This window comes from Rhodococcus sp. NPDC056960, from assembly GCF_042674125.1.
GTDB lineage: Bacteria > Actinomycetota > Actinomycetes > Mycobacteriales > Mycobacteriaceae > Rhodococcus_F.
Window position 1 is genome coordinate 261,218 of the sequence record NZ_JBHURF010000011.1, and the last position, 20,522, is coordinate 281,739.

Here is a 20,522-nt window from a genome sequence, read left to right on the forward strand (position 1 = left end):
GCGTGCGCGGTCTACTCGCCGTTCGCGGACACGTAGAAGTGGCCGCGTTCGAGCACCGGATCGAGTATCCCGGTGTCGAGCTCGTTGGCCGCATCCTCGAACCCGGCGGCGTCGCGGTGCTGCCCGGGGTACCCGATCAGTGCCTTGACCTGCGGAGTCATGAAGTAGGCACCGGCGAGGATCGACGACAGCGGATCGAACGTGACCGTGTCTTCGGCCCACATCCGCTTCAATTCCGCGCGCAGATCGCCGCCGTGCAGACCGGCCGCCTTGTCGACCGCGGACAGGACGGCGTCGAAGACGTCGGCCCGGGCGGCCAGCGCCAGATTCAGGTAACGGAGGTACTCGTCGGCCTCGCTGGCGGCGGGGTTCTCACCGGACGCCGGGATCAGGCAGTCCGCGATCCGCAGCAGCGTCGTCAGTTCGGAGTCCGTGAGCGGCCGGGGCGGTGCCGTGTGCCTGCCCGGAACCGACAGTCGTCGCTTCGGTGCCGACTGCAGGTCGAGGGATGTGGTGCTCATGCCGATGCCTTCCGTGCGGTGACGTCTTCGACGACCTTCTTGCCCACGCGGAGGGCGAGGGCGCTGATCGTGCAGGTCGGGTTCGCGGAGCCGGACGTGACGAAGATGCTGCCGTCCGCGATGTAGAGGTTGTCGACATCGTGGGCCCGGCCGTGCGAATCGACCACGGACGTCGCCGGGTCGTCGCCCATCCGGGCCGTCCCGAGGAGATGTCCGGGCTGGTCGACCCACAATTCCTGGGTGAAGATCTGTTTCGCGCCCGCCGCCTCGTGGAGTTCGACCATGCGCTCGACGGTGTATTTCAGGATCTTGCGGGTGTTCTCGCTGACCCGGTACTCGACCTTCGGTGCCGGCAGCCCGTCGGCGTCGAATTCCTCGGTGGAGAGGGTGACCCGGTTGTGTTCCTCGGGCAGATCCTCCACGTTGGCCGCCCAGAGGATTCCGTTGGACGCCGCCCGTGCGACGTCGTGGATGGCCGGCCCCCACAGGTCGTCGAAATCGAGTTGCCGGTGGGTCTCGATCGTGTTCAGCGGTCCCGGGGTCGGGAGGGCGTGCAGCTTGGCGCCCCGGACGAATCCGCGGGAGGTGTCGGTGTCGTAGAACTGCATGGAATGAATGAGCTGTCCGGCCGGTCCGCGCCAGCTCTCGAGGTTGTCCTCGTAATACCCGACGGCGGTGCAATTGGGATGCAGCATGAGGTTCCGGCCCACCTGCCCCGATGAATTCGCGAGGCCGTCCGGGTGCTTCTCGTCGGCCGACAGCAGGAGCAGCCGCGGTGTTCCGATGCCGTTCGCGCAGACGATCACGGCCCTGGCAGGCTGGAAATGGACGGCGCCGGTGCGGTCCACCCATTCGGCGCCCGAGGCACGGCCGTCGTCGCCGGTGACGATCCGGCGGACCCGCGCACCGGTCTCCACGCGGGCGCCGGCCTGCTGTGCCTGCGGCATGTAGATCAAGTCGAACGAGGCTTTCGCGCCCTGCGGGCAACCCCATTCGCAGACACCCCAGCGACCGCACTGCTCGAGGGTCTTGTTCTTCTGGCTGGGAATCGCGTTGGTGCCCGGCCACCAGTGCCAGCCGAGCGTGTTCGCGGCCTCGGCCGCTTTCATGCCGGGCTTGCCCAACGGGTGTGGCGGCAGCGGGTATTCGAGACCCTCGGGGTAGGCGGTGTCGCCGTCCACTCCCGACACACCGATGAACTGGTCGACCTCGTCGTGGTACGGCTTGAGGTCGTCGTAGCTGATCGGCCAGTCGTCGGCGACGCCGTCGAGGGTCTTGACCCGGAAGTCCGACGGCAGCAGTCGCGGCCATTCGGCGCCGTAGAAGATGGAACTACCCCCGACGGCATTGAACATCACCGGCCACATGTCGGAGTCCGTCACGTCGACCGGGTAGTCGGACGGCAGGGCGCGGACATTCGGATCGTGCGCCCAGTCGTGCTGGATGAGCAGTTCCCACTCGGGATGGTTGGCGGGGAAATCGCTGGGATTGACCCAGTCGCCCTGCTCGAGGCAGAGGGTGCTCAGCCCCGCCGTGGCAGCGGTGTGCGTGACGACCGCGCCGGACGGACCCGCGCCGATCACCAACACGTCGACAACGTCGTGCTGGGTGACACCGGAGTCAGTGAAAGTCATCGTGGTCGACCTCGTTTCGTCTATTGTCGACATTACGTCAATGGTGATCGGCGTCACGTCGGCTGTCAAATGGAATTGCGGTGGGAGCCCGAGGCGGCAGGGCTCCCACCGCAGGACTGAGGGATCAGGCGCCGGCGAGAACGCCGCCGTCGACGACGAATGCCGTCCCGGTGATGGCCGTGGAGTGGTCCGACAGCAGGAAGGCGACGGAGTGCGCGATCTCGATGGGCAGGATGGCGCGTCCGATCGGCTGGAAGTCGGGGAGCCCGGCCTCGAGTTCCGCGCGTCCGCCGAGTGCCGTGTAGTGCGGCACGTTCAGCGGGGTGTCGACGAAGCCGGGGCAGAGGGTGTTGGCCCGGATGCCCTGCGCGCCGAAGTCCAGGGCGATGGCCTTGGTCAACGTGAGCACGGCACCCTTGCTCGCCGTGTACGTCGTGAGCAGCTTCTCGGCGCCGATCGAGTTGATGGAACCGAAATTGACGATCGACCCGCCGCCCACCTTCAGCATCTCGGGGATCGCGTACTTCGAACCCAGGAACACGCCTTTCACGTTGACGTCGAACGTCTTCTGGAAGTCCTCGACCGACGCGTCCAGGATGGTGCCGGGCTTCAGGATGCCGGCGTTGTTGACGATGCCGTCGAGCTTGCCGAAGGTCTGGACCGTGACGTCGACGAGGTCCTTGACCTGCGCCTCGTCGGTGACGTCGACGACGCGCCCGATGAGGCGGTCGTCGTCGACCTTCAGCTGGGGAAGGCTGGACTCGGAGTGCACGGTGGCGACCACCTGTGCCCCCTCGTCGTGGAGATGCAAGGCGGTGGCGAGGCCGATGCCTCCGCCTGCGCCCGTGACGATGACTGTCTTGCCCTGCAGCAACTGGCCCATGGTGTTCTCCTCGGGGTCCGGTGAATGTGGAAGTGTGATCTCGATTGACTATTTGTCGACAATCGACCAGATGAGTGTGCGCCCGACTTTGTCGATCGGTCAAGGGTCGCGCCGGGATTTCGCGAAACCTTGACCTCCGGTTGCGAGCGTCCTACATTTTTAGTCGATTGTCGACCAGAGCACATTCTGTGTCCGGTGCGCTCTGTCGCACACCCTCCCGTCATCGATCGAAGGACGAACTCAATGGCACCGAAAACCCGATTGCTGCACGAACGCCTGGCCGCCGTCGTGAGCCAGCTTCGGCACGGCGAGATGATCTACGTCGCGGACGCGGGAAGCGGCACGTCGTCCGCGAGCCTCGTTCCGTTGTCGCCGCAGGTCGAGACCATCGATCTCGGCATCGCACCGGGACTGCCCTCGGTCGGAGATCTGCTGTCGGTGCTGTGCGAGGTGGGCGATTTCGAAGCGGCGATCGTCACCGAGGACATGGTGACCGCCAACCCCGACGCCCGGAAGCTCGTATCCGTACTGGTGGGGGAGGAGAACGTCCACGAACTGCGGTACCTTCCCGAGTTCTACCGGCTCCGCGACCGAGTGAAGGTCTTCGTCCAGACCGGCGACTATTCGGTGCACGGCAACGTCGTTCTCGTCGCGGGCTACCCGAGCCCACCGATTCCCCTGAACTGGCTCACGTCACCGGCCTGGTTCGAGGACTTGCACACCGCGGCGCCGTCGACCGGCCCGGGAAGCCGGGAGGCCTGACATGCCCTTCTTCGACGGCGTCAGGAATACGGTCTACTACCGTCACTGGGATACCTCGCGGCCCTGGGCGCGGATCCTGCTCCTGCACGGATTCGGTGAGCACTCCGGTCATTATCATCGGCTCGCGGGGCAGCTGAACTCGGCGGGTCTGGACGTGTGGGCACCCGATCACCTCGGCCACGGTCATACCGGCGGACCGGCGGGGCTCTTTCCCTCGGTGGACGAACTTGCCTCCAACGCAGGGGTTCTCGTCGAGATCATGACCGGCGACGAACCCGACCTACCGGTAGTCGTCGTGGGTCACTCGCTCGGCGCGCTGACGGGGGCTCTCCTCTCGGTCCGCACCCCGTCCCTGCGCACCGGACTGATCATGACGGGAGCGCCCCTGTGGGGTCTGCCGCGCGCGGCGGAGGGCCGGACGGACCTCGTCATGGCGAAGGACCGGTCGTACCTCGATGCGCTCCAGAACGATCCGCTCGGTTTCGACACCGCTCCCGCGGAACCGGACCTCTGGCGGGCACTCACCGTGGCGGGAGGGAAGGTGCGGGCGTGTCTGCCTGCGATGACGATGCCGATCCTGTTGGTCAACGGCGAATTCGACGTGTTCGCGGCGCCCGACCGGGCCGCGGAATTCGCCCGGGAACTTCAGCACGGACGGAGCGTCGTCATCCCGGGCGGCTACCACGACATTCCGAACGACGTCGCTCACCGGGAAGTCGCGGCGCTGATGATCGAGGCGATCTCGGGATGGTGCCGGGCCGGGCATCCACTCGAAAGTTGCGCGGTTCGCTGACGGTCTGTCGACTCCGCATGCCCGGCCGTCGTTTCCGTGGGACGGTGGACGGGTAGCCGACCGGTGCGGTGTGGAGACGAGATGACGACGGAGGACCATGAACCCCGAGATCCATCACGAGCCCAGCGAGATCAGTTACGACGAGCAGTTCTACCCGGCGCGGCCCCGGCCGTTGAAACCGTCGGTCCGTCGTGCCGCCCGGGTGGATGCGCAGCGGGGTGAACCGGTTCCGGACAACCCGGATTACGTGGAGTGGCTGATCAACCAGTCGATCCTGCACGATGCGAAGTTGATCGCGGAGCAGCTGTCCGGCAAGGGCAGCATGTGGCAGAACCCGTATGCCGACCCGAATCCGCGGGCAGCGGTGGAGCGGGGTTCGGTGTGGTTCACGGCGTACCCGATTTCGATCATCACGGCGCCGGGCGCCAGTTTTCTGAGTTCGCTCGGCGACGAGGCGTTGTGGCAGGCGTTCTCCGAGGTCGGGGTGACGGCGGTGCACACGGGGCCGGTGAAGCAGGCGGGCGGGATCAACGGGTGGCGGGCGACGCCGTCGGTGGACGGCCATTTCGACCGCATCAGCATGCAGATCGACTCGGCGTTCGGGACGGAGGACGAGTTCCGCAAGCTCTGCGTCGTCGCCGCGGCGTACGACGGCATCGTCATCGATGACATCGTGCCCGGTCACACCGGTAAGGGCGCCGATTTCCGGCTCGCCGAGATGGCGTACGCCGACTACCCCGGCATCTATCACATGGTGGAGATCGAACAGCAGGACTGGCATCTGCTGCCCCGGGTGCCGGACGGCCGGGACTCGGTGAACATCGACGCCGACACCGAGGCGCAACTCGCCCGGGCCGGCTACATCATCGGTCAGCTGCAGCGCGTCATCTTCTACGAACTCGGGGTGAAGGAAACCAACTGGAGCGTCACCCCCGCGGTGAAGGGGGTGGACGGCGTCGAGCGCCGGTGGGTGTATCTGCACTATTTCAAGGCCGGGCAGCCCTCCATCAACTGGCTCGATCCGTCGTTCGCGGGCATGCGCCTGGTCATCGGGGACGCGTGCCACTCCATCGCGGATCTCGGCGCCGGCGCGCTTCGCCTGGACGCCAACGGTTTCCTCGGGGTGGAACGGCGCACCGAGGGTCTTCCCGGCTGGTCGGAGGGGCATCCCCTGTCGGAGGCGGCCAATCACCTGATCGCCAGCATCGTGCGGAAGATGGGTGGATTCACGTTCCAGGAGCTGAACCTCACCATCGACGACATCAAGGCGATGGGTACGACGGGGGCCGACCTGTCGTACGACTTCATCAACCGTCCCGCCTACCATCACGCGCTGGTCATGGGGAACACCGAATTTCTTCGGCTGACGATGAACCTCGCCCGCGACCACGGCGTCGACGCCGCCTCGCTCGTCCACGCGCTGCAGAACCACGACGAGCTCACGTTCGAGCTGGTGCATTTCGCGACGCTGCACAAGGACGACGAGTTCGACTACGGCGGCGAGACCGTGACCGGGTCCGACCTCGGTGACCACATCCGCAAGGACCTGTGTGAGCGGCTCACCGGGCGGTGGGCACCGTACAACCGGACTTTCACCACCAACGGGATCGCCTGCACCACGGCCAGCGTCATCACCGCGACGCTGGGCATCCGCGACCTCGACCGGATGGACGCTGCCGACATCGACACCGTCAAGCAGGCCCACCTGTTGCTGGCGATGTTCAATGCGCTGCAGCCGGGCGTCTTCGCTCTGTCGGGCTGGGATCTGTGCGGACTGCTTCCCGTGCCGTCCGAGGACGTCGCCGATCTTCTCTCGGAGGGGGACACGCGCTGGATCAACCGGGGTGCGCACGACCTCATGGGGGTCAACCCGGACGCCGAGCGGTCGGAGTCGGGCGTCCCGCGCGGGCATAGCCTGTACGGGAGTCTGCCTGTGCAACTGCAGGATTCGGCCTCTTTCGCCCGCCGGCTCGCCGGCATCATCGACATCCGGAACCGATTCGGGATCGCGACCGCGGTCCAACTCGACGTGCCCACCGTGTCGCACAAGGGTCTACTCGTCATGGTTCACGAGCTGGCGGACGCGAGTCTCGAGGTCACGGTTCTCAACTTCACGTCCGAGGAGATCGCCGCGACCGTCCAGTCCCAGTTCCTGCCCGCCGGATCGTCCGCGGTCAACCTGTTCACCGACGAACAGATCGGCACCGTGGACGAACTGCACAGTTTCCCGATCACCCTCGCGCCGTACGAGGGCGTCCCGGTCCAGGTGCGGCCCGAATCCGTGTGACCCGGACCCTTGACTCGGATAACAACTGTCGGAGTAAACTCGGACAGGACTTATCCAAGTAAAGGAGCGGGACGTGAAGATCGTCATTTTCGGAAACGGGCTCATCGGACGCCAGGTCGCGGCGAAACTCGCCGACTCGGGGCAAGACGTCGTGGCACTCGGTCGTGAGGCCGGCATCGACACCACCACCGGCAAGGGCGTCGCGGAGGCCGTCGAGGGCGCCGACGTGGTCGTGGACCTGACCAATTCACCGTCGTGGGCGGACGACGACGTCCTGGCGTTCTTCCGCGATTCGTCCAAACACATGCTCGCCGCGGAGGAGGCAGCCGGCGTCGGGCACCACGTGGTGTTGTCCATCGTGGGCGCCGACCGGCTGCCCGACTCGGGGTACATGCGAGCTAAGGTCGCCCAGGAAGATGTGGTCAAAGCAGGCCCGGTGCCGTACTCGATCGTGCGATCCACCCAGTTCTTCGAGTTCATCGCCGGCATCGCCGACGCCGGGACCGTCGGCGACACCGTGCATGCGACACCGGCGCACCTGCAGCCCATCGCCTCACGCGACGTCGTGTCCCGGGTGGCGGAGGTGGTCACCGGTGCCCCGTTGAACGGCACCGTCGAGATCGCCGGCCCCGAGCCGCTGGGTATCGACGAATTGGTGCGACGACTGTTCGCGTCGACCGGCGACAAGCGGTCCGTGACGTCCGATCCCGACGCCGGCTACTTCGGTGCGAAACTCGACGACGCGGCGATCACGCCGACACCCGGCGCCGGCGCCTGGATCGCCCCGACCACACTGGACGAATGGCTTCGCAAATAGGGTCGTGAGCATGAAGATTTCCGGTGGTGTGGAGTGGTCGCTCCACTGCTGCGTCGTGCTCAGCCAGGCCGAGGACCCGGTGCCCACGGCCCGGCTGGCGAACCTGCACGGAGTGTCGAAGTCGTATCTCGCGAAGCATCTGCAGTCGCTGGCCCGTGCCGGCCTCGTCCACCCGACCGAAGGTCGCGACGGCGGGTACGTCCTGACGCGGGCACCCGGGGACATCACGGTGCTCGACGTCGTGCAGGCGGTCGACGGCACGGGGCCGGCATTTCGGTGCACCGAGATCCGGCAGCAGGGGCTGCTCGCCGCGCCACCGGAACAGTGCACGACCCCGTGCGGCATCGCGAAGGTCATGGCCGATGCCGAGCGGGCGTGGCGTGATTCCCTGTCTTGTGTGACGATCGCGGATCTCGCGGCGACGTTGGACCTCGCCGCTCTCAAACAGACGCTGCAGACGTCCTACTGAAACCGAGGGTCGCGGTTGCCCTGACGTTCGACCCCGGCGAAGACTGGACCCATGGCCGAGATACGAGGCGAGGCCGAATTCCATCGGTTGCGCACGCCACGGGCCGCGGCAGTCGCCGGTGTCGTCTTCGGAGTGCTGTTCGCGTCCAGCATCGTCCTGCTGCGCACCGCGCTGCCGGGCGCACCGGGCGATCCGTGGGTGAACCACCAGAGGCAGATCACGACGGCCCTGCTCCTCGCGCCCTTCGCGGGCATCGCGTTCCTGTGGTTCATCGGCGTCATCCGCGACCGGCTCGGGGATCTCGAAGACCGCTTCTTCTCCACCGTCTTCCTCGGCAGCGGGCTGCTGTTCCTCGCGATGACGTTCGTGTCGATGGCACTCGCCGGTGGGATGCTCGCCATTTCGCGGCTCACCACCGTTCCGCAGAACGACCTCGTCTACTTCGGGCGCGAGGTGATGTTGCATGTGAACAACGTCTACGGCGTCCGCATGGCCGGGGTGTTCATGATTTCGCTGGGAACCATCTGGCTGCGCACCGGACTGATGCCGAGATGGCTCGCCGTCGCCACCTATCTGTTGTCGTTCGCCTTGCTGGTGGTCGTCAGTTTCAGTCTCTGGGTGACGCTGGTCTTCCCCGCGTGGGTGATGGTGATCAGCGTGTACATCCTCACGGTGGATCGGTCGCCGTCGCTCCCGCCGGACTGACGACGGGCTCCCTGCGCGGTCTCACCCCGTACGGGTGATGTGGCGTCGATGCGTCGCGAGCAACGTCAGGACTGCGATGTCGGTGGGGGTACCGGAATCGCTTTCGCCCGACGATGCGAGGAGAGACAGATGACGGACGCGCAACCCAACATCCTGGTCATTTGGGGCGACGACATCGGAATCACGAACCTCAGCTGCTACAGCGACGGACTGATGGGCTACCGGACACCGAACATCGACCGTCTCGCCGACGAGGGCATGAAATTCACCGACTCCTACGGTGAGCAGAGCTGCACCGCGGGCCGCGCGTCGTTCATCACCGGCCAGAGCGTGTACCGCACCGGTATGAGCAAGGTCGGAATCCCCGGCGTCGACATCGGATTGTCGCCCGACGACCCCACCATCGCCGAACTGCTCAAGCCTCTCGGATACGCCACCGGACAGTTCGGGAAGAATCACCTCGGCGACCTGAACAAGTATCTGCCGACCGCGCACGGCTTCGACGAGTTCTTCGGGAACCTCTATCACCTGAACGCCGAGGAAGAACCGGAACTCCCCGACTATCCCAGCGCGGAGGACTATCCCCGACTGCACGAGGTGATGATGCCTCGCGGAGTCCTCCACACGTGGGCCACCGAAGAGGACGCCGGCGAGGTCGATCCGCGGTACGGACCGCTCGGGAAGCAGCGCATCGAGGACACCGGGCCGCTGACCAAGAAGCGGATGGAGACCATCGACGACGAGACGGTCTCCGCGGCAATCGACTTCATCACGCGGCAGAAGGAAGCGGACACGCCGTTCTTCGTGTGGATGAACACCACCCACATGCACCTGCGGACGCATACCAAACCGGAAAGCCTCGGCCAGGCCGGGCACTGGCAATCGCCGTACCACGACACGATGGTCGATCACGACAAGCACGTCGGACTGCTGCTCGACGCCGTCGACGAACTCGGTCTCGCCGAGAACACCATCGTCATCTACAGCACCGACAACGGGCCGCACGCCAACACCTGGCCGGACGGCGCGACCACCCCGTTCCGCAGTGAGAAGGACACCAACTGGGAGGGCGCGTTCCGCGTCCCCGAGGTGATCCGCTGGCCGGGCAAGATCCCTGCGGGCAGCGTGTCCAACGAGATCGTCCAGCACCATGACTGGCTTCCCACCTTCCTCGCCGCGGCCGGCGCCCCCGAGGTCGTCGAGCAACTGAAGGCCGGCTACGACGTCGGTGACAAGACGTTCAAGGTGCACATCGACGGATACAACCTGCTCCCGTACCTCACCGGTGAGGTCGACACGTCCCCGCGCCGGGGAATGGTCTACTTCTCCGACGACTGCGATGTGCTGGGTATCCGTTTCGACAATTGGAAGATCGTGTTCATGGAGCAGCGGGCGCAGGGCACCCTCGGACTGTGGGCGGAGCCGTTCACCCCCCTGCGGCTGCCGAAACTGTTCAACCTGCGCACCGACCCGTTCGAGCGTGCCGACATCACGTCGAACACGTACTGGGACTGGTTCCTCGACCACGACTACATCGCCATCTACGGAACATTCATCACGACGCAATTTCTCGAGACGTTCAAGGAATTTCCGCCGAGGCACGAGCCGGCGAGTTTCACGATCGACCACGCGGTGGCGAAGTTGCACGCCTTCCTGGCGAAGGACTGACGGTCATGGGGGCCGGGCTGGGTGGTTCCTGGGCGGACGGGTCGACGCGGTCGGCGATCGAGGATTTCGTCGCACGGGTGACGGAGCCGGGCGGGCCGGATTTCGTCGAGCCGCCGGACCGGGTGGCCGTGTTCGACAACGACGGCACATTGTGGTGTGAGAAGCCGATGCCCATCCAGCTCGACTTCACCATCCGGCGTCTGGCCGAGATGGCCGAGCACGATCCGGCACTGCAACAGAAGCAGCCGTGGAAGGCGGCGCACGAGCACGACCTGAAATGGCTCGGGGCCGCGATGGTCAAGCACTATCACGGCGACGACGGCGACCTGAAGTTGTTGATGGGGGCGATCACCGAGGCGTTCGACTCGGTCAGCGTCGAGCATTACGACGCGCGAGTCCGGGCCTTCTTCGACGGCGCCGACCACCCGACGCTGGGCCGCCCGTACCGCGGGTGCGGCTTCGCGCCGATGGTCGAGTTGCTGCGCTATCTCGAGGCGAACGGCTTCACGAACTACATCGCGTCCGGCGGTGATCGGGACTTCATGCGCCCGGTCGCCGGAGGGCTCTACGGGATTCCGCCGGAACGCATCATCGGCAGCGCCCTCGGCCTGTCGTACCGGGAGGGGGCGGACGAAACGGAGCTGCTCTACAAGGCCGCGATGGACTTCTTCGACGACGGGCCGGAGAAGCCGGTCCGGATCTGGAGCAGGATCGGACGGCGGCCGATCCTGTCGGCCGGCAACTCCAACGGCGACCTGCCGATGCTCGCGTTCTCCGGGCTCCCCGACCGCGCGTCGCTTCGGATGCTGATCCTGCACGACGACGCCGATCGCGAATTCGACTATGTTGCGGGCGCCGAACAGGCCCTCGATCAGGCCCGGGAAAAGGACTGGACCGTGGTAAGCATGAAGGACGATTGGACGAGCGTCTTCGCGCCGGCCGACACCTGATCGGGAGAAGGGAAGGCTTCGTGGAAACCCGGACCGTCTCCGAAGTCCGTCGCATCCCCGCCCAGACGTTCACCATGGGCTCCGATCGGCACTATCCGGAGGAGGGTCCGGCGCATCGTGTCGCGGTCGATGCCTTCGACATCGAGGCGCGGCAGGTCACCAATGACCAGTTCACGACGTTCGTCCGGGACACCGGATACGTGACGGTCGCCGAGCGCCCGCTCGATCCCGCCGATTTCCCCGGCGCTCCCGCGGAGAATCTGCAACCCGGATCCATGGTGTTCACCCCCACTCGGGGCCCGGTCGATCTCCGTCACCTCAGCCAGTGGTGGACCTGGACCATCGGCGCATCCTGGAAACGTCCCACCGGGCCCGCGTCGACCATCACCGGCCGCGAACAGCACCCCGTCGTCCACGTCGCCCACGAGGACGCGGCCGCCTACGCGCAGTGGGCCGGACGGTCCCTCCCGACCGAGGCTCAGTGGGAGGCCGCGGCGCGGGGCGGCCTCGACCAGACCGAATTCACCTGGGGCGACGGCCCCGAACGCGAGCCGTCGGCGAACTACTGGCACGGGGACTTCCCGTGGCGCGCCGACGCCGGATACGGGTCCACGACCGCGGTCGGGAGTTATCCGCCCAACGGATACGGCCTCTTCGACATGGCGGGCAACGTGTGGGAATGGACCGCCGACTGGTACTCGGAGCGTCACAGCGACACGGCCGAGTCGTGCTGCGCGCCGCGCAATCCGCGCGGTCCCGGCATGTCGGCGAGCTTCGACCGACGTCAACCGCAGTTCCGGGTGCCGCGCCGGGTGATCAAGGGTGGTTCGTTCCTGTGCGCCGACAGCTACTGCCGGAGGTACCGGCCCGCGGCGCGGCGACCGCAGATGGTCGACACCGGGATGAGCCACATCGGATTCCGCTGCGTCACGGCCCTGTCCGGGTCAGAGTAGGACCACCACCGCGAGCAGCGCGAGCACGGTCACGACGCTGGACGTGACGACCGCGGTGAACGTCGCCGGAGCGAAGACCCCGGACTCGATCTGCTTGCTGATGACCCGGTAACGGGCCGTGCCGTACGCGGAGACGAGCAGTCCCGCGGCGATCAGGATCAATCCGGCGGCCACGGCGTGGGCGCCGCGGTGCGGTGCGAACTTCGCCACCGCCACACCGAGTGCGGCGACACTGATCCCGGTGCGATGCCAGGCCAGGTAGGTTCGCTCGTTCGCGAGATGGTCGCGCGCGGTGCTACCGGTGTTCGGCTGGGTGGGTCCGAACATGTTGCGGCTCATGGGGTGCTACCCAGGAACCCGATCTCCGACAGCCGCGACTGATAACCGGTCTCGCCGGGCGACAGTCCTGAGATCCAGACCAGGACCCGGTCGGTGGGTGCCGGCGGCCGGGCCACGATCTGGGTGACCCCGGCGCCGAGCGTGGCCGAGGCGATCACCTCGGTGCGGTCGATGTTCGCCCACGCGACGGGAGCGGTCCGGATCTCGACGGTCGTGCCCGGTGTCGGGGAGTCGATCCGGACTTCCCGGAGATCGACGGGCCCGGGGAACGAGACGATCAGGCCCACCCCGGACTTCGACGCCGGCAATTGCTGCGGGTAACGATCGGTAGACCAGGATGTTGTGGGGTCGTTGTCGACGGCGAGGGACGCGGTGGCGCCGTTGTCGGGAAAACGCAGTGGGGAGTACACGGCCGCGGACGACGGAACGAGTGGTGCGGGGAAGACCTCCGGAACCGGCGCGGTCTGGCTGCGGATGCTGTCCGCGACGGCGGCCGGGGGAGCGTCCGAGGCGGTGAACGACGTGCCGATCGCCCACGCGCCCGCGCCGAGGGCGACGATCAGCGCGAGCGCCCCGCTCACCGTGGGAAGCGGCGCCGCGGGTCGCGCGGCCCGGTCGCCGGGCTTCGGGTGGGCGCGCGCCGCGGCGTCGGCGAACGCGGAACCCGCACGCGCCCGCGCCTCCGACAGGATCCGGTCGAGGGCGTCGACGACCGATTGCGCGGTGTCCGCGCCGGGTTCGAGGGTGAGCGCGTTCATGGCCACGTCGGACAGCGTGCGCGGAATGGCCGGTCGCACCCGGTGCGGTGCGACGACGGAACCGTCGCCCCGGCGGGCGGCCGCGGGCAGTCCGACCGCCGGGGTGGCGCCGGGTGAGGACAGCGGCCACGTCCCGAGCAGCAGGGCATACAGCAGTGCGCCCAGTCCGGCGACGTCGTCGGCTCTGCTCCCGTCCGCCAGCGTGGCGGGGAAGGCGAGAACGGCGATTCCCTCCCACGAGATCCGAACCCGGTTGGGATGGTCCAGTGCGATACGGGCGCCGTGATGGTGTGCGTCGGCGGTCGCGGCGGCGAGGTACCGCACGGTGCGCGCCGCATCCAGCGGACGTGGAACCGTGCGCGCGAGATCCGCGACCCGCCACCCGGGCGTCCACTCCGCGACCACCGCGATCCGGTCGCCGACCGCGGCGATGTCGTAGACCTGGGCGATCCGCCCCTCGTGACTGAAGCTGGTTCCGGTGGTGTTCCGGAAGAACCGTGCCAGCGGGTCCGCGCCGCTGTCGGTGGCGTGGAGGTGCGCCGAGTCGACGAGGCTCAGCGAGACGTCCCGGCACAATTCGACGTCGTGAGCGTGCCACCATTGCACCCAGTCCGGGCCGGCGAAACGTCCGAGGAGCCGGTAGCGGGCGGCGACGAGCATTCCCGGGGCCAGCTGATCCCCGCCCGGCCGCGAGTGCGGCGGGTTTCCGGACACCGGCATCGCTGTCATGTGCTCTCCCGGGCTCCTCCCCGACCCCGAAAATCTCTGTCAGGCAACAATTACCCGGACAGCACATTTCACGATTCGCACGGCACCGGGCCTCATCTTCATGATCCTCGGATGCGGCTCGGATCGGGTGCTTTTCGCCGACCTAACCCAGGACGTGTTCGGCGTATCTCGCCACCGCGAGAACCAGGTCGTCGGAGTGCCGGGGCCCGATGATCTGCAGGCCGACCGGCAGACCCGCCGCGGTCCGGCCGACCGGGATGCTGATGGCCGGCTGCTGCGTGAGGTTGAACGGATAGGTGAACGGTGTCCACTGCGGCCAGCTGGTGAAATCGCTGCCCGGCGGAACGTCGTAGCCGGCCTCGAACGGCGGAATCGGGACGGTCGGGGTGAGCAGCACGTTGTGGGTCAGGTGGAATTTGCCCATCGTGATGCCGACGTCCGCCGCGACCGCGCGAGCATCGAGATATTCGACCGCGCTGAACTTCTCGCCGCGTTCCCAGGCCCTCCCGAGCCCGGGATCGACCTTGTCGCGCGCACCCTCCGGGAACTTGTTCAGCATCGCCGCGGCCCCGCACGCCCAGAGCAGTTCGAAAGCCTCGATCGGATCGGCGAAACCGGGGTCGGCGGCGGTGACCGGCAACCCCGCCGAGTCGAGCGTCTGCACGGCCCGGTCGACGATCGCCCGGACCTCCGGGTCGACCGTCACATAACCGAGCGTCGGGGAGTAGGCGACTCCGAGTCCGACGACGTCGCGGCCGATCTCGCCGCGGAAGGTGGTCGGGAACGGGGCGAGGGACGTCGGGTCGCGCGGGTCGGGCAGCGACATGATGTCCATCAGCAGCGCCGCGTCCTCGACGTTGCGGGTGAGGGGACCGGCGTGGGCCAGCGGTCCGAACGGGCTCGCCGGGAACAGGGGAATTCGACCGTGGGTGGGTTTGAACCCGACGACGCCGCAGAACGAGGCGGGAATCCGCACGCTGCCGCCGCCGTCGGTGCCGACGGAGCACGGGCCGAGGCCCGCCGCGACCGCGGCCGCGCTGCCACCCGAGGACCCACCCGCCGTCTTCGCCGGGTCGGCGGGGTTGCGGGTGATGCCGCACAGGGCGCTGTCGGTGACGGCCTTCCACGCGATCTCGGGGGTGGTGGTCTTGCCGAGGAACACCATGCCGTCCTCGCGGAGCCGCGCGGCGACGGGACTGTCGACGTCCCACGGCTGGTCCTCGTCGATGGCCTGCGACCCGCGGAGCGTGGGCCAGCCGTCGGTGAGGAAGATGTCCTTGATCGAGATCGGGACGCCGTCGAGCAGACCCTTGGAGTACCCGGTGTTCCAGCGCTCCTCGGACTTCCGAGCCTGCGCGAGCGCCCGCTCCCCGTCGACGAGGCAGTACGAATTGATGGCACGGTCCCGCTCGTCGATGGCGTCGAGCATCGCCTGCGTCGCTTCCACCGGCGACAACTCTCCGGACGAGTAGGCCGTGACCAGTTCGACGGCGGTCATGTCGGTGGGATTCATGAGAACTCCTTCAGCCTGGTCGTTCGGGCCCTGTCGTCAACGGCTCGGTACGTACCCGAGGTGCTTGTCTACTACGTTCTCCAGCGGGTACCCCGCTGTCCAGCGTTCGAAATTGTCGGTGAACACGGTAACGAGGGCATCTCGCCAACCGGCGAAATCTCCCGAATTGTGGGGCGTGATCGAGACATTCGGCATGTCCCAGAGCGGATGGCCCGCGGCGAGCGGTTCGGTGTCGAACACGTCGAGTGCGGCGCCGGCGATCGTCCCCGCTCGCAGGGCGGCCACGAGGTCGTCGGTGCGGACGAGTTCACCACGACCCACGTTGACGAACCGGGCGCCCGGCTTCATCGCGGCGAACGTCGAGTCGCGGAACATGTGCCGGGTCTGGTCGGTGAGCGGTGCCACCGCGATCACGTAGTCGGCGACGGCGAGCGCGGAAGGGAGGTCCTCCGCTGCGGTGACCGTCCCGAAGTCGGGGTCGGCTTCTCGTGCGGTCCGACCCGAGCCGCTGACCTGCATTCCCGCGGCCCGCAGGAGACGGGCGACGGCGCGACCGATGGGTCCGGTGCCGACGACGAGGGCGGTGCGGCCCGCGATCCGCTCGGACTCCCGGTGCTGCCACGTGTGGGACTGCTGCAGGCGGAGCGAACCGGGCAGATCCTTCGCGAAGGAGAGCACCTGCGCGAGGACGTACTCCGCGATCGCCCCGTCGAACACGCCCCGGGAGTTGGTGATCGTGACGTCGCTGTCGCGGGCCTCGGGAAACATCACGGGGTCGACACCGGCCGCGGCGATGTGCAGCCACTGCAGCGAGTCGGCCGCGTGCCAGGCGCCCGGCACCGCGTCGGTGAGGAAGTCGTAGAGGAAGAGGACGTCCGCGCCGTCGAGGGCAGTGCTCAATCCCGCCCTGTCGGTGTAGCGAACTTCGGCACGGGACGAGACCGGTGCCATGAGTTCGTCGCTCGGCAGGACGTGGGCATGTAGCACCGCGACGATCGGGTTCCGACTCACGTTGACACCGTATGAGTAACTCGTATGATTGTCAACAATCTGATAATGCTCGGGCGTGGCCGCAACGAAGGTGAGGCCTGGTGTTGGAACTGAACATTCCCGAATTCGAGGGCCCGATCGCGCAACGGGGGATCGGCATCATCGCCCCGTTCGACCTGGCGCTCGAACGAGAGTTGTGGCGTTGGGCTCCCCTGGAGGTGAGCCTGCACCTGGCGCGCACGCCGTACGAACCTGTGCCCGTCAGTCTGGAGATGGCCGAACTCGTGTCCGAGCGAAGACACCTCATGGCCGCCACTCGCGACGTCCTGCACGTGGAGCCCGAGGTCGTGGCCTATCTGTGCACGTCCGGGAGTTTCATCAAGGGTCTCGAATACGAGCGCACCCTGTGCGACGCGATCTGCGAGGCCGGCGCCCAGCACGCGGTCACCACGTCCGGTGCGCTGGTCGAGGCGATCGCGCACCTCGAGCTGAGCAGGCTGTCGGTGATCACGCCCTACGACGCCCCGCTGACCGAACGACTGCACGCGTTCCTGGACGAGGCGGGCGCCGAAGTGGTGCGCTCCGACCACCTCGGCCTGGGCGGCGGCATCTGGAAGGTCAACTACCGCACGATCGCCGAGCGGATCATCGCGGCCGACGACCCAAGATCGGAGGCGATCTTCGTCAGCTGCACCAACCTGCCGACCTACGACGTGATCGCCCCACTCGAACGTGAACTCGGCAAACCGGTCCTCACGGCCAACCAGCTCACGATCTGGGCCTGTCTCGGCCGGATGAAGCTGCCCATGACAGGCCCCGGCAAATGGCTCCGCAACGTCTTCTGACGGCAACCCGCACGACGGAAAGAGGAAAAGCATGACCAGCACGCCGACCCCCACTGTGGGTTTCATCTACCCCGATCACGCCGCGGAGGACGACTACCCCTTCGCCGCGGAGATGCTGGGAGTGGATCTGCCGGTCGTGCACATCTACGGCACCGACCTGCACGCCGTGCCCGAACTGCTGGACCTCGGAAGCCCCGAGAAGCTGGCGGGCGGAGCCGCGCTCCTCGCCGACGAGAAGCCGGACGCCGTCGTGTGGGCGTGCACGTCGGGCAGCTTCGTCTACGGACCCGACGGCGCGAAACAGCAGGCCGAGACCCTCGCCGCGGCCACGGGTGTGCCCACGTCCAGCACCAGCTTCGCGTTCGTCAACGCCCTCCACGCCCTGGGGATCACCCGGGTGGCCGTGGCCGCGAGCTACCCGGAGGACGTCGCGACCCTGTTCGTCGAATTCCTCGCCGCGGCGGGCATCGAGGTGCTGTCGATGTCGAGCGCGGGTATCGACACCGCCGCCGAGGTGGGCCGGCTCAGCCCGGAACGCGTCGTGGAACTCGCCGTCGAGAACGACCATCCCGACGCCGAGGCCCTGCTCATCCCCGACACTGCGATGAGGACGCTGGGTGCGCTGAGTACTCTCGAGCAGCGCCTCGGCAAGCCGGTACTCACGGCAAACCAGGTCACCATCTGGGAAGGCCTGCGTCTTGCGGGCCACACGGCGGTGCAACCGTCGTTGGGAATTCTGTTCGAGAAAGGCCACAGTCATGGCTCTGACTGACCTGGAACCCGTCAGTCGTCAATCGACTGCCGAATTCATCGCGGACCGCCTGCGGGTCGCCATCATGAAGGGTGCGCTCGAGCCGGGCGCACAGCTGGGCGAGGCGGAACTGGCCGCGCACTTCCAGGTCTCGCGTGGGCCGCTGCGCGAAGCCATGCAGCGGCTCGTATCCGAGGGCATCCTGCACAGCATCCGTCACCGCGGCATCTTCGTGACGGAGCTGACCCTCGACGACGTCGTCGACGTCTACCGCAGCCGGTCGGTCATCGAGCGCGGTGCCCTCGAGATGATCCTCGCCGACGGGCGGCGGGAAGCGACGTACATTGCGCTCGAACCCGTCGTGCTCGTCATGCAGGCCGCTGCCGATCGCGGCGACGCCGCCGCCGTCTCGGACGCCGACCAGCAGTTCCACCAGATCCTGGTGGAGAGCGCGGAGAGCCCCCGGCTCATTCGCGCGGCGCGGACGCTGCTGATCGAGACCCGGATGTGCCTGGGTGCGTTGCAGACCACCTACGACGACATCCGGGAGCAGGCGCAGGAACACAAGACACTGCGTGAGGCGATCCGCACGGGTACAGCTGAAGAGGTGCAGAAACTGCTCGCCGAGCACCTGGACGACGCTGTCCAGCGGCTGCGCGCCGATCAGAAGACACTGTCGCCGTAGCAACAGTGCAGTAGAGGCAAGTGTCGAGGAGGGGTAATGACTCAGGTAGCTGAGGTTCAGGGAGACACCAACCGTCACGATCGCTACCCGACTCGGATCGCCGCCGAGCCGTCGATGCTCCACAGGACCGAACCGGCCGTGTGGGGGAGACCCTCGGACGGGCCCTTCGATGCGGCGGCCCTCACCGGACACGAATCCCGCGGCTACACGATCCTCGAGAACGTGCTGGACGCGGGCGAGGTGATGTCCTGCCGGGAGGAACTCGACCGGCTGTCCCGGGATCCGGCCATGCGCGACAGCGGACGCGTCATCACCGAACGCGGCACCGACGAGGTCCGGTCCGTCTTCGACGTGCACCGGCGCAGCGACGTGGTCGCCGAACTGATCCGCGACGGCCGGATTCTCGACCGCGCGCGCCAACTGCTCGGCTCCGACGTCTACATCCACCAGAGCCGGATCAACTCGATGCCCGGCTTCGAGGGCACCGGCTTCTATTGGCACTCGGACTTCGAGACCTGGCACGCCGAGGACGGTCTCCCCGTTCCGCGGGCCGTCAGCTGCTCGATCACGCTCACCGAGAACTACCCGTTCAACGGGTCGTTGATGGTCATGCCCGGTTCGCACACGCGGTTCGTCCAGTGCGTCGGCGCCACCCCGGACGACAACTACACGTCGTCGCTCGTCGCGCAGGAGGTCGGGGTTCCGCGCCGGGAGGACGTGACCCGGATGGCCGCGGAGTTCGGGATCGACCAGTTCACCGGTGCGGCCGGCACCGCACTGTGGTTCGACTCCAACGTCATGCACGGGTCGGGCAACAACATCACGCCCTACCCGCGGTCGAATCTGTTCCTCGTCTTCAACAGTGTCGAGAACACCCTCGTCGAGCCGTTCGCGGCACCGCGCCCGCGGCCGGAGTACATCGCGTCACGCGATTTCACCCCCCTGTCCTGACCCCAGGTGAGTGGCAACGTGTGCTCCGGCACGCATTGCCACTCACCTATGCGGGGAGCTCGTGCAGAGTGCGGGCGAGATGGGCGAGCTCGGGAATCTCGGCGGCCCGGTCGAGCGCCGCTTCCAGGGTGGCGTCGTGGGTCGGACGCGCCTCGTCCAACGCGCCCCGGCCCGCGGGTGTGAGCTCGGTATAGATCCCCCGGCGATCGTCGTCGCAGAGAATGCGCGTGAGCAGTCCGCGGTTCTCCAGCCGGTTCACCAGCCTGGTGGTGGCGCTGCTGCTCAGTGCCGCCGCGCGGGCCAGCTGGGCCATGCGCATGTGCCAGCCGTCCTGGCGGCTCAGTGCGTCGAGCACCGTGTACTCGACCACCGAGAGGTCGTGGCCTCGCTGCAGAGCCCGCTCGAGTTCCGCCTCGAGCAGTCCGTGCAGGGCCGCGAGTGTGCGCCATCCCTGCGACCGGATCTCGACGGCGTCGTCAGCGACTGCCATGGGCCACCTCCCGTGAATACGACTGCACA

At 67.3% G+C, this 20,522-nt stretch carries 21 protein-coding genes; 13 read left to right on the top strand and 8 right to left on the bottom strand.

Going from position 1 to position 20,522, the window contains the following annotated elements:
- Positions 1-11: 11 nt before the first annotated feature.
- The 3 genes from ACFTWF_RS19685 to ACFTWF_RS19695 all read right to left on the bottom strand — a co-directional run bounded on the left by ACFTWF_RS19685 (position 12) and on the right by ACFTWF_RS19695 (position 3,038).
- Complete coding sequence (locus ACFTWF_RS19685; RefSeq protein ID WP_378462855.1) at positions 12-521, bottom strand: hypothetical protein; 510 nt, start codon at positions 519-521, stop codon at positions 12-14.
- On the bottom strand, positions 518-2,155 hold the full coding sequence (locus tag ACFTWF_RS19690) for a GMC family oxidoreductase (protein WP_378462856.1): 1,638 nt from the start codon (positions 2,153-2,155) through the stop codon (positions 518-520). Before ACFTWF_RS19690 ends, ACFTWF_RS19685 begins: the two co-directional genes overlap by 4 nt.
- A 124-nt stretch (positions 2,156-2,279) precedes the next feature.
- Entirely contained in the window at positions 2,280-3,038 is a 759-nt protein-coding gene (locus ACFTWF_RS19695; RefSeq protein ID WP_378462857.1) for an SDR family NAD(P)-dependent oxidoreductase, read from the bottom strand.
- A 243-nt stretch (positions 3,039-3,281) separates the two neighbouring features.
- Between ACFTWF_RS19695 and ACFTWF_RS19700 the strand changes: the two genes are divergently transcribed.
- The 9 genes from ACFTWF_RS19700 to ACFTWF_RS19740 all read left to right on the top strand — a co-directional run bounded on the left by ACFTWF_RS19700 (position 3,282) and on the right by ACFTWF_RS19740 (position 12,442).
- Positions 3,282-3,800, top strand: coding sequence for an RbsD/FucU domain-containing protein (locus ACFTWF_RS19700; RefSeq protein ID WP_378462858.1), 519 nt, complete (start codon positions 3,282-3,284; stop codon positions 3,798-3,800).
- Between the two features lies 1 nt (position 3,801).
- The gene (locus tag ACFTWF_RS19705) at positions 3,802-4,593 is read left to right on the top strand and encodes an alpha/beta fold hydrolase (RefSeq protein ID WP_378462859.1); all 792 of its coding nucleotides are present in this window, start codon (positions 3,802-3,804) and stop codon (positions 4,591-4,593) included.
- 97 nt (positions 4,594-4,690) lie between these two features.
- Positions 4,691-6,880 (top strand): maltose alpha-D-glucosyltransferase, encoded by a 2,190-nt coding sequence (gene treS / locus ACFTWF_RS19710; protein ID WP_378462860.1) that lies wholly within the window; start codon positions 4,691-4,693, stop codon positions 6,878-6,880.
- Between the two features lie 73 nt (positions 6,881-6,953).
- The gene (locus ACFTWF_RS19715) at positions 6,954-7,697 is read left to right on the top strand and encodes an SDR family oxidoreductase (protein ID WP_378462861.1); all 744 of its coding nucleotides are present in this window, start codon (positions 6,954-6,956) and stop codon (positions 7,695-7,697) included.
- Positions 7,698-7,707: 10 nt separating this feature from the next.
- Entirely contained in the window at positions 7,708-8,166 is a 459-nt protein-coding gene (locus tag ACFTWF_RS19720) for an RrF2 family transcriptional regulator (RefSeq protein ID WP_378462862.1), read from the top strand.
- 51 nt (positions 8,167-8,217) lie between these two features.
- Positions 8,218-8,871 (top strand): hypothetical protein, encoded by a 654-nt coding sequence (locus tag ACFTWF_RS19725; RefSeq protein ID WP_378462863.1) that lies wholly within the window; start codon positions 8,218-8,220, stop codon positions 8,869-8,871.
- A 129-nt stretch (positions 8,872-9,000) separates the two neighbouring features.
- A complete protein-coding gene (locus ACFTWF_RS19730; RefSeq protein WP_378462864.1) occupies positions 9,001-10,539 on the top strand; it encodes an arylsulfatase in 1,539 nt (512 codons plus the stop codon).
- 5 nt (positions 10,540-10,544) lie between these two features.
- A complete protein-coding gene (locus tag ACFTWF_RS19735; protein ID WP_378462865.1) occupies positions 10,545-11,489 on the top strand; it encodes an HAD family hydrolase in 945 nt (314 codons plus the stop codon).
- Between the two features lie 74 nt (positions 11,490-11,563).
- Entirely contained in the window at positions 11,564-12,442 is an 879-nt protein-coding gene (locus ACFTWF_RS19740) for a formylglycine-generating enzyme family protein (RefSeq protein WP_378462904.1), read from the top strand.
- Here the strand turns inward: ACFTWF_RS19740 and ACFTWF_RS19745 are convergent.
- From ACFTWF_RS19745 to ACFTWF_RS19760, 4 genes are all read right to left on the bottom strand, one after another.
- Positions 12,434-12,781, bottom strand: coding sequence for a YidH family protein (locus ACFTWF_RS19745; protein WP_378462866.1), 348 nt, complete (start codon positions 12,779-12,781; stop codon positions 12,434-12,436). The genes ACFTWF_RS19740 and ACFTWF_RS19745 overlap by 9 nt on opposite strands.
- Positions 12,778-14,268 carry a hypothetical protein gene (locus tag ACFTWF_RS19750; RefSeq protein WP_378462867.1) on the bottom strand — a complete coding sequence of 497 codons (1,491 nt, stop codon included), beginning with the start codon at positions 14,266-14,268 and terminating at the stop codon, positions 12,778-12,780. The genes ACFTWF_RS19745 and ACFTWF_RS19750 overlap by 4 nt, the downstream gene beginning before the upstream one ends.
- Before the next feature lie 142 nt (positions 14,269-14,410).
- Positions 14,411-15,781, bottom strand: a complete 1,371-nt coding sequence (locus ACFTWF_RS19755; RefSeq protein ID WP_378462868.1) for an amidase — start codon at positions 15,779-15,781, stop codon at positions 14,411-14,413.
- Positions 15,782-15,817: 36 nt separating this feature from the next.
- On the bottom strand, positions 15,818-16,792 hold the full coding sequence (locus ACFTWF_RS19760) for a D-2-hydroxyacid dehydrogenase (protein ID WP_378462869.1): 975 nt from the start codon (positions 16,790-16,792) through the stop codon (positions 15,818-15,820).
- A gap of 80 nt (positions 16,793-16,872) precedes the next feature.
- On the opposite strand from ACFTWF_RS19760, the gene ACFTWF_RS19765 reads away from it, so the two are divergent.
- From ACFTWF_RS19765 to thpD, 4 genes are read left to right on the top strand one after another with little or no spacing between them, the layout of a single operon-like run.
- Positions 16,873-17,616, top strand: coding sequence for an Asp/Glu/hydantoin racemase (locus ACFTWF_RS19765; RefSeq protein WP_378462870.1), 744 nt, complete (start codon positions 16,873-16,875; stop codon positions 17,614-17,616).
- Positions 17,617-17,647: 31 nt separating this feature from the next.
- Positions 17,648-18,388 (top strand): maleate cis-trans isomerase, encoded by a 741-nt coding sequence (locus tag ACFTWF_RS19770; RefSeq protein ID WP_378462871.1) that lies wholly within the window; start codon positions 17,648-17,650, stop codon positions 18,386-18,388.
- The gene (locus ACFTWF_RS19775) at positions 18,375-19,052 is read left to right on the top strand and encodes a GntR family transcriptional regulator (protein ID WP_378462872.1); all 678 of its coding nucleotides are present in this window, start codon (positions 18,375-18,377) and stop codon (positions 19,050-19,052) included. Before ACFTWF_RS19770 ends, ACFTWF_RS19775 begins: the two co-directional genes overlap by 14 nt.
- Positions 19,053-19,088: 36 nt before the next feature.
- Positions 19,089-20,003, top strand: a complete 915-nt coding sequence (gene thpD / locus ACFTWF_RS19780) for an ectoine hydroxylase (protein WP_378462873.1) — start codon at positions 19,089-19,091, stop codon at positions 20,001-20,003.
- Positions 20,004-20,049: 46 nt separating this feature from the next.
- Here thpD and ACFTWF_RS19785 read toward each other — a convergent pair whose 3' ends face one another.
- A complete protein-coding gene (locus tag ACFTWF_RS19785) occupies positions 20,050-20,493 on the bottom strand; it encodes a MarR family winged helix-turn-helix transcriptional regulator (protein WP_378462874.1) in 444 nt (147 codons plus the stop codon).
- Positions 20,494-20,522: the final 29 nt, after the last annotated feature.